The 10,932-nt window shown below is 61.3% G+C and carries 3 protein-coding genes; all 3 read left to right on the top strand.

Translation table 11 applies throughout. The features are described 5' to 3' along the window. Nucleotides 1-2,215 (top strand): PKD domain-containing protein (locus WKI84_RS12160; RefSeq protein ID WP_337863829.1); only part of this gene is annotated, 2,215 nt, incomplete at its 5' end. Nucleotides 2,216-2,268: 53 nt separating this feature from the next. Continuing rightward, nucleotides 2,269-4,065, top strand: a complete 1,797-nt coding sequence (locus WKI84_RS12155) for a PKD domain-containing protein (RefSeq protein WP_337863830.1) — start codon at nucleotides 2,269-2,271, stop codon at nucleotides 4,063-4,065. A gap of 168 nt (nucleotides 4,066-4,233) precedes the next feature. Further along, nucleotides 4,234-10,932, top strand: a 6,699-nt coding sequence (locus WKI84_RS12150) for a hypothetical protein (RefSeq protein WP_337863828.1), incomplete at its 3' end; no start/stop codon positions are given.

Genomic DNA, 10,932 nt, shown 5'->3' with positions numbered 1-10,932 from the left:
CTTTGACGGCGATGGCGTTGTGGATGCGACCACGAACGTCTCTGGCTCGCCTGCTTCGGCGTCTGCCACCAGGACCTACACGTACCATGCGACAGGCACGTTCTATCCGCAGGTGCGGGCGGTGGACGGCATAGGGCAGGTGTCGCCCTGGGACCAGTACGACGTAAACTCGTTGCCGGTGGCGCTTGACATCGTCAACCCGCCGCCGACGGTGACCATGAACCAGTGGGTGCCTTACAACGCCACAGGTCCCGACGGCTTTACCGATACAGTGTTCACGCTCTCGGCCGACGCCACGTGCCAGATCGGCCTTGCCAAGATCGACTGGGACTTTGACGGCGACGGTTCCATCGACGCCACGACGACCCTCAACGGCGAGAACTCGGTCTCGGGCGTGACGGTGCAGACGACGTTTGGCACCGCAGGCAACTATACGCCCAAGGTCAGGTCGACCAGCATCACCGGCCTGATGTCGCCCTGGGACTCGTTCAACATCGGCCCATCGTCGCCGGTAGCCGACATTGCCAACCCGCCGCCGAACGCGGCGCCGGTCGCAGACGCCGGCCCCGACCAGATAGTGCTGCTTGGGTCCACAGTCACGCTCGACGGCACGGCGAGCAGCGACTCTGATCCGCAAGACAGCATTTCCGTGTATTCCTGGAGGCAGGCGTCCGGGCCGATATCTGTGACGCTGAGCAGCTCGGCCGCGCCCAAGCCAACCTTCCTTGCCTCTGCTGCAGGCACTTATGTCTTTGAGCTCAAGGTGACAGACAGCCGGGGCCTGCAGGGCACGCCTGACACCGTGAACATACTGGCGGTCAACGCGCCCACCGCCACGCTCGCCTCGTGGTCGCCGTACAGCGCCTCCGGCCCCGACGGCCCTGTGAGCACCACCTTCACGTTCTATGCAGACGCCCAGGCAGAAGGCGGCATCGCAAGGCTCGAGTGGGACTTTGACGGGAACGGCGGCGTCGATGCCACCACCGCCATAGCCGGCGCCCCTGCGACTGTAAGCGGCAGGACGGCGACGTTCCAGTACTCTGCTGACGGGACATACACGCCAAAGGTGAGGGTCGTGGACGTGGGCGGCAACGTCTCTGCATGGGACCCGCTCAACTCTGGCACGACTGTGATAACGCTGGACGTGCTGACCCCTGTCGGCTCGGCAACAATGAACCAGTGGGCGCCCTACTCTGCGACGGGCCCTGACGGGACGCCTTCGACCAATTTCAGCTTCTCCTCTTCGGGGAGCGCAAACCTTGGAATATTGCGCTTTGAATGGGATCTTGACGGAAACGGCAGCGTCGACGCCACGACTGCAATAGCGGGCGCGCCGACAAGCGCGACTGCGACCTCAAACTATGTTTACGGGGTGGCAGGCACGTTCACCCCGCAGGTCCGAGTCGTAGACGTGAGCGGCACGGCATGGCCGTGGGACGCCTACAACGTCGGCCCGGCCGTGATAAGCCTCGAAACGGCCAGCCCTCCGCCACCTGCAGGCGACCTGTACTGCAACGGCATGACAATCGAGCAGCTGATTGCAAGCGGCCAGTACAGCAGCGTGATTGACAACAGAGGCGGCCCGCGCAAGACCCTGGTAGGTACACATGGGAACGACCTGATAATCGCAGGCTCTAACGGCGACCACGTCAACGGGCTGAAGGGCGACGACTGCATCATTGGCGGATCAGGCAACGACACCCTGAACGGCAACTATGGCAACGACCAGATATACGGCAACGGCGGCAACGACCGGATCCGGGGCAACAACGGCAACGACGTCATATACGGCGGCGCGGGCAACGACCGCCTGTACGGCAACGGCGGCAACGACAGGATATACGGCGGAGACGGCAACGATTTCCTGCACGGCGGAGGCGGCAGGGACCAGCTGGACGGCGGCGCCGGGCACGACGTTGCATGGGACGGCGACAGATATGACGGCTGCGAGTCGCGCAAGAGGTTCGACGACGATGAGGGCTCCGGCGACGATGGCAGGGGTGATGATGATGACGATGACGACAACGGTGACCGTCACAGTGGCAACGCTGGACAAGGTGACGGCAGCAGCAACAGCAGCAGTAGTGGTAGTAGTAGTAGTAGCGGCAGCCGCAACGACCGCGGTGACAACGGGCATGGAAACGACAGCAACTACTCTGACAACAGCAACCCCGGAAAGAGCGGCTCTGCCAAGGGCAAATCCAAGAACAAGTAAGAAGTGGCCTTCTTTTTATATCCCGCCTGTATGGAGAAACAGATGAGTAATTGATGGTGGCGCTAGCAGTGATGATGCCTGCGGATGCCTGCCTGCGCGCTGCGGCGGCCATTGCCTTCGCATCTGCCCTTGTGATCTCGCCCGGCCTGGCTGCCGCGCAGGCCGCGTTCTATGCCACCATGGAGGCCTGGTCGCCTGCTGCAAAACCAATAGCGGTCGGCGCCGAGATAACGTTCAGGGCCACCAGCTCGGCTGCGGCAGGAGTGCAGGGGTTCGAGTGGGACTTTGACGGCGACGGGCAGCCGGACGCCTCTTCGCCTGCTGACAAGCCGGGTGCCAAGCGGGCAGCAGGCGCCATCAAGCACGCATACGGCAAGCCCTTCTCCGGCTACCCTGCCGCGAGGGCAGTTGACGTGGAAGGCTTTGTCACGCCCTGGGATGTTTACGATTCAAAGGGCGAGCCAGTCCTGCTCGTCGTCGGGTCCTCTCCTGCACCCCCGCAGATAGTGATGGACAGGTGGAGCCCGTACTCTGCCGCCGGCCCCGACGGCCTGCCGTCTGACACGTTCCGGTTCTCTGCCGCTGCGACAGCGGCCGGCGGCATAGCCCGTGTAGAATGGGACTTTAACGGCGACGGGCGAGCCGACAGCACGACAAGCGCGGCTGGCTCTCCAAAGACGTTCACTGCGACGGCAACCCACAGGTACGGGGCCGAGGGCAGCTGGATTCCAAGAGCCCGGGCCATTGACTCGGCCGGGCTTGCATCTGCATGGGCAGGATACGTTGCCGCAGATGATGGGATGGAAAGAAAAGGAGAAGAGGCGCTGGACGTTGCCGCGCCGCGGCTTTATGCCGAGCTTGGGTTTGAGGAGCAGAGCAAATCTGCGCCCGGCTCGTTCTCTTTCTCCGTGACTTTGCCTGAGGGGAGCAGCAGCGGCGCATTACGTTTTGAATGGGACTTTGACGGCGACGGCAGGATGGATGCCACTACGAATTCGCCTTCTGCCACGCACCGTTACGCCAGGCACGGCTCGTACCTGCCGTCAGTCACAGTGACAGACTCGCAGGGGTCGCGGCTGACCGTGGTGGCCGTGGACAAAGAGTCGGGCCAGCCGCTGCGCGCTGTCTTTTTGCCAGAGCCTCCGACAGCCGCGATGGGCAGGTGGGTGCCGCCGCCACCACAGCAGCAGTCCGGGGCAGGCTGGTCGTTTTCGGCAACGCTTGCGTCCAGGGGTGGCCTTGCCGCAGCCGAGTGGGACTTTGACGGCGACGGGGTTGTAGACGCCCGGACGCCTGCCTCGGGCAATTCTGCCAGAGTGACTGCGTCGTTTGCGTACAAGAAACCGGGCGACTATGTGCCGCAGGTGAGGGCCGTCGATTCGTTTGGGCAGGCGTCGCAGTGGGCGGCAAGTCCCGGCACACTAAAGGTCTCTGGACAGCTGGCAACAGGCGACCTGTACTGCAACGGCATGACAATCGAGCAGCTGTTGTCGTCTGGCAAGTATAACGTGATCGACAAAAGGCAGGGCCAAAAGAGGACGACAGTAACCGGGACGGCTGGCGACGACCTTGTTCTCGCCAGCGACAGCGGGAGCGTCATCAGGGGCGTGGGCGGCAACGACTGCATAATCGGCGGGGCCGGGAACGACATTATCTGGGGCGGCGACGGAGACGACCAGCTGTTCGGGGCGGGGGGCAGCGACAGGCTTGACGGCGGCAGCGGCAACGACCTGGTCATAGGCGCTGCCGGGGCAGACTCGCTTGACTGCGGGCCGGGCAAGGACCGCTCCGACGCCTCTGCAGGAGAGAAGACTGTTGGCTGCGAAGCGCATGCGCAGAAAGATAATTGATTAAACAAGCATTAATTATCTTACCTACCTTGCCGCCTGGCGGTACTGGCAACATAAAGGTACAGTTTCGTATTGTCTCCGTTTTCTGGAATCTTTAATCCTTCCTCCGTTGTGTGTAAAGGAGATTTAAACATAAATTTAAATAATGATAGATGCTACCGGAAGAGCGTGTCGGATAGAGGCTCTATAAGCTACAGCATAGAGGCTGCTGCTAGAGTGCTCTCCGGCAACAGGCATTCTCAGGCGCTCCTCCTTTTTGCACTGGCGATGGCTTCTGCTGCTGCAGCAGTAGCAACCGTCCTGACATTTTCCGACACACAGCAGGCGTTTGCGCAACAGCCAGAGCCGCAGGTTTTTTCGAGGAGCGTCAGCGATTCTGTATCGGTGGCAAGCACGTTTGACGGCCCCCGTGCGCCAAGGATGTTCTATGCGACCATATCAGACGGCCTGACGGTAACCACGACGCCGTCTCCTCCTCCGCCGCCTGCCGCCGCTGCGGCAAGCCCTGCAGGCAGCAACAGCAGCAACGCAAGGCAGGGGCCAAGCGCGCCGGCGACAATAGGCAGGGTGGAAGAGAGGACGATGCGCGGATTATATGAAAGAAGCGACAACAGGCTGCTGCTGTATGGCAGCGGCAGCCAGAACGCAGTGTCGCAGACAGGAACGCCAGCCGTCGCTGAATTCGTGGCCGCGCAGCCAGAAAGGGTGGATCATTCAGAGCTTGCCACCGCCGGCGGTGACGGCGACGACCCTGACGGCAGTAATAGTAGTAGTAATAATCTTCTGGAAGCGCGCATTCGTCTGGTAGGGGAACAGCTCAGGGCCAGCCAGAGCATGAACAACGCGTTCATGGTGGGCGCAGCAAGCTCTGCCACCTATACTGCGCTGTTCATCGGCCTTGTGGTGTCGCGCTCGGCGCCGGCAAAGAACGGCAAAGTCTTGATGGTCGAGCGCCTGCGCGGGCCTGACCAATCACCGGCTTCGAGGCTCATCCTGCTTGCGGGGCTTGGCGGCATGGCCGCTCTTTCGGCCATCGGCGCCGGCGGCTCGCAGCAGGCGTTTGCAGACAACCAGGCAGGCATGGCGTACAAGTCGGGAACGACGACTCTTGCATACAGGGAATGGGATCCAGCCACCACGACCTGGGGGGCTGCCACGACTGTCGCCACGACCAGCCAGGAAATCTATGCGGTCAAGTACGTCTATGATGGTTCCAGCAACAGGCGCGCGATAGGGCTGATCGAGCTTGACGGCGACATACGCGTCTACTATTGCGACTTTTCCTGCACGACTGCCGCAAACTGGACTGCTGTTTTCATAGGTGACGCAAACAGCGCCGGCAACATAACCGCACCGTACAAGTACTTTGACATAACCTTCGAGTCTGCTAGCGGCGACCTGATGGTGGTTTACGACAGGGATGCGACAGAGGCAAACGACTTTTACTACAAGACGATAGACTTTACGACAAACCCGTTCACCGTTTCTTCAGAGCAGGGTTTCAGCTACATCGGCGCAAGCGCAGACGCAGAAGACATCCGCTTTTTCAGGATGGCATCCAAGTCCAACTCGGACGAGATAGCCATGATATTGCTTGACGCGACCAACACCGATGCTTACGCCTTCATATGGAACGGCTCTGCGTGGGGCAGCCAGCAGACCATATCCTCAAACCCGCTTGTGACTGGGGAAAACATTGGCATTGCATACGAAAGCTCCAGCGGGGCCGCGCTTGCAGTTGCAGGAGACAACTCTGGCGTCCAGGCGACCACTGGCAGGTTTTTCAGGTATACAGGTTCTTGGTCCGGCGTAACCACGTTTGACATCAACCCGGGAGCCACATCAAACTCCCTGTGGTTTGTGGTCAAGGCGAATCCTCTTTCGACCTCAAATCAAGTAATGGCATGCAATACCGATAACGCCGCGACGCCCGACCTCTCGTGCCATCTCATTACTGCTGGCAGCTCCACTTCCAATACCGCCCGTGACACTGCCGTAGCTTCTTCCGTACAGAGCGCAAGGATGTTCGACGTTGCCTGGGATCCTGCCGGGAGCACAGGCGTCATAGTCTACGAGGACAAGGCTGCCGCAACCTCGATCAAGTTCCAGACGTTCAACGCTTCTGGCACGCTCTCTTACGGGGCTGAAACGGCGATAACAGTTGCCGTGCAGACGCGCTGGCTCGTCGGTGCATCAGACACGGATGCCGTCACCACCGGCGTGGACTCGCTCTGGCTCTGGTACGAGGATCAGGCAACAGACGACATTGGAGACGGCGAGTGGAACAGGACATCAACTACAGCTACGATGACTGACAACGGCGACAGCGGCATCTCGGCCGACTCAGGCGCAGTCAACACGGTCGAGGTGATGGCACTAGACTTTAGAAAGAACGACAAGATCAAGCGGTATGCCTCCGACTCTCTTGCAGTCACGGAGAGCATACGCATCAGCGTGACAAAACCTCTGGGAGATGCGCTCGCATTAGCAGACTCTATCTCGCTGGGATTCTTCCGCAGCATATCAAACGAATCTCTCACGGTCTCTGACACCGGCATAACGAGGGCAGTGATCCCGAACAGGTCCATGCCAGAAACGCTTGGAGCCGCCGACAGCGTCAGCGCCAAGATAACAAGGAGGGCCCTTTCAGACCAGGCAACGGTCACCGATTCTGTCAGCCGCTCTGTGACTGTGATACCGGACAGCAACCTTGCCGCGATCGTCTACGCGTCTAGCTCTGGCAGCGGCATCAACTACCCCAAGTACAGGGAGTGGGATCCTTCCACCAAGAGCTGGGGTCCTGAAGTAGAGCTTGCCTCGGCCGGCAGCCCCGTGCGCAACGCCTGGCTGGAGTTCAGCCCTGTCTCGTCAAAGAGGGTGGCAGTCGTCCTGAGCGACGACGGCACGCTCGACTCGTACGTGTGCGACAACAACTGCACGACGCTTTCGCAGTGGACCGTCACCAACGACTTTGCCGACATGTGGTCAGTCGCGCCAGCCGCGCAAAAGCGCCCGTTCGACATGGAATTCGCAACCACGTCCGGCGACCTCTACATCGTCTACGACAGGAACGAGGGAGATAACAACCAGAACACCGACCTCTTTTACAGGGTGATGCGCGATTCAAGCAACACGTTCGGCTCCGAGAACCCGATAGACGACACGGGCTCGACACTCCCGGACACGACGTACAGCTTTGTCCGGCTCGACGCCCGCAGGACGTCCGGCTCCAACGACCTTGGCCTGATAGCCACTGACAGCACCAACAGCCGCGCCGTGGCGTGGTACTTTGACGGCTCTACAGAGACGTTTGGCAACTTTGTCCAGCTGGCAAGCAGCGGAAGCCTCACCAACTCGGGCGACTATGAGGTGATAGGCATAGCGTTTGTAACTTCAACCGGCAGCCTCATGGCCGTCTGGGGCGAAGGCAACAACATCAAGTATTCCCGGTTCACCGGGGGCTCGTGGAGCGCGGCTGCAAACGTGAGCGACCCGGGGAGCGGCAGGGGCACGACGGTCCCCAACGTGGGCACCGTCAGGTGGATCAAGCTCGTGGCCGCCAAGGCTACCGGAGCCGACGACCTCATAATGGCGTTCAACGGCTACGACGCCTTTGTGCACCGGCTGGACGTCTTTTTGTGGCAGAACGACTCTGCCTGGAAGGCGTATGTGAACCCAAACGCCGACGCCAACATGCCTGACAGCGCCACGCGCAACTTTGACGTGACCTGGAACAACGCCGACGACGCGACCCGGGGCATTCTTGTCTGGGGCGCAAATGGCGTCATCAAATACATCAGGTACACGGAAGGCAACGCATGGACTGCCGCCTTTAGCATAACAGACGACGGCACTTCCCACCCATGGGTGTCGCTCAACGAGGGGCCAAACCCGACCACCACGGACTCGACGCACGTGCTGGGCGCCGCAATCGACGTTGACGCAGACACGACGAGCGTGGGATGGACAAAGCAGGCCAACCCCGTCTTTTCGCACGGCAACGACGGCATAACGACGACGGGCACGACCGCGTCAGAGTCGTTCCACCTTGACTGGAGGAGGTCGGGCCTCTTCAAGAGGTTCCCGTCAGACTCGGTGGCAGTGGCAGACTCGCTCCTTGCCCGCATACGCACGGCCAACATCGCCGACACAATAACATTTGCCGAGTCGATGCTGGCAGAAAAGGGCACCGAGTCGGCATCGTCAAGCGCTGCGGCAATCTACAAGTCAAACACAGGCACCGCCCTACTGAACTCGCCCAAATACCGGGAGTGGATACCATCAACGCAGTCATGGAGCTCTGAAGTAGAGCTGCCAAACACCGGAAGCCCGATGCGGGACGGCAGGATACGCTTCAGCCCCGACTCGTCGCTCCGCGCCGCGGTTACTGTCCATGACGACGGCACGCTCAACCTGTTCAAGTGCGACAACTCTTGCACCTCTGCCAGCAGCTGGACGTTCGTCGCCGCCGACTTTGCCGACACCGGCACGCCTGCGTTTGGCGAGCCGTACAGGCAGTACGACACGATGTTTGAGAGTGCCGGCGAAAAACTGCTCATCGTCTACGACAAGGAGGGGACAGGGAACGACGACTTTTTCTACAGGACGTACGACGGCACGACGCTCTCTGCCGAGTCGAGCTTTGACCTGGGCGGCGCAGGCGACGCAGAACTTCGATACTTCAAGCTGGCCCCGCACCCGTCCACGGGCGAGATGGTGCTGACGGTGATGGACGCCACAAACAGCAAGGCGTACGCGCTGGTGTGGAGCGGCTCTGGCTGGGGCAACCAGATAACGCTCTCTTCGTCGCTGAACGCGGCAAACAGGGACGGCGAGTCGATAGGGGCTGCGTACGACGCGGCAGGCTCTGCCCTTGCAGTGTCTGCAAGCGGGACAGACAGCCTGGCCTATGCGCGGTGGAGCGGCTCCAGCTGGGGCTCTGTCTCTACAGTAGACCCAAACTCAGGCGCAAGCGCAAGCACCAAGTTCCTGAGCGTCAGGGGCGACCCGGCGCCGCTTTCCACCAACGTCATGGTCTGCCAGTCAGACGACCAGAGCGACCTGACGTGCTCGCAGTTTGCCGCCGGCTCGCCCGGCCCGTGGACCGCCGTGACCACAAACACCGGCACGGTCTCGGCCAGGGCGTTTGACTATGTCTACCACCCGTCCGGGACCGCGGGCACGCTGGTATACGCGACCTCTGCGCCGGGGATAACATACTACAGGCCGTTCACAGGCTCGGCCTTTGGCTCTGACTTTGCCATATCGACTACGGGCACCGCGCAGTGGGTGCAGGGAGTGCAGTCGCTGTCAGGACAGGACTATGTCAACGCCCTGTTCCTGAAATCGAATTCGGGCTTTGACGCAGGCGCGCTCAAGTACAAGGCAAACGTCGTCAGCCTGATAGGAGAGGCGTCGCTCACGGGCGACGAGCAGAGCGAGAGCCAAGAAGGCTTCCACCTTGACTTCCAAAAGTCCAAGAGGGTCAAGCGGTCGGCGGCAGACACGGTCACGGTGACGCCTGCACTCAACATAGTCAAGATCAACCTGCTGTCTGACATACTGGGGATGGCGGACGCGATAACCAAGATCGCGCACAAGCATGTGAGCGACGCGCTCGCAGTCGCAGAAGCCGCAGCCGCAGGCAAGCGCTATTCGCGGGCAATATCTGACTCGATGGCGTTTGCAGACGACATTGACTTCAGCGTGTCCCAGTCGCTGGAAGAGACGCTTGCAGTGACAGAGGTGTCGGGCAGGCGCCTGCTTGCTTCCCGCTCAGCGTCAGATTCCGTGACAGCGGCCGACTCGCCCACGCGTGCCTATGTCTCGTCAAGGGACGTCGCCGACCCGCTTGGCGTCGCCGACAGCGCTTCCCGCTCCGTGGCATTTGCAAGGGCCACCTCCGACTCTATCTTGATGTCTGACGCCGCGGCAAGGACACTTGCTGCAGCTAGATCAGCGTCTGACAGCGTTACGCTTGCAGACGACGTGGCGGCGACGCAGCTGGTGGCAAGGGGGCTGCCGAACGCAGCGGCAGTGTCTGACGCTATAGCCGCAAGGCTGTCTGCGAGCCGGACGGCTGCGGACAGCGTCGCCCCGACAGACAGCGTTGGACGCTCTACCGTGTTTGCAAGGTCTGTGTCTGACGCCGTGGCGGCCGCCGACGCGGTATCGACTGCGCTTGCAGCGTCCCGCTCTGCCTCCGACTCGCTTGCGGCGACTGACAGCATAGCAAGGATGGCAGATGTCTCCAAATCGCTCTTCGATGGATTTGGCACAGCCGACGCCGTGGCAGCAAGGCTTGCAGCATCGCGCTCGCTGTCAGACAGCGTGGCAGCCGCAGACGCCGTCTCGACAGCCGTCACGCGCTCGCTGTCAGACTCGGTGGCGGCGACAGACGCAATAACCACGCGCGCGTCCCGCTCAACAGCCGATTCCGTTGCAGTCACAGACAGCATTTCACGCTCTGTATCGCGGTCCATCTCTGACGCGCTCTCTGTCACAGACAGTGCTGCAAAGACGCTGTCTGCTTCCCGCCAGGCCGCCGACACTCTGGGAGCATCTGACGCGATCACCCATGTCCTGCTGGACGCCCGGCGCAGCGCCTCTGACAGCGTTGCAGTCACGGACGACGCCGTGCGCGCGGCTGTATTTGCGCGCTCACCATCCGACTCTGTGGCGACTGCAGACGCGCTCGATCCCCGCCTGCACGCAAGCCGCGCTGCACCTGACACACTGGCCGTAACGGACGCTGTGGGACGCATTTCGGCCTTTGCCCGCCAGGTGGCCGACAGCGTCGCAACCGCCGACGACGTATCCCGCACAATCGCTTTTGCAAGGTCTGCCTCAGACTCGGTCGCAGCAGCC

The organism is Nitrososphaera sp., assembly GCF_037447015.1.
GTDB lineage: Archaea > Thermoproteota > Nitrososphaeria > Nitrososphaerales > Nitrososphaeraceae > Nitrososphaera.
Note: the sequence above shows the minus strand (reverse complement) of the source record. Positions and strands in the feature narration are given on the sequence as shown.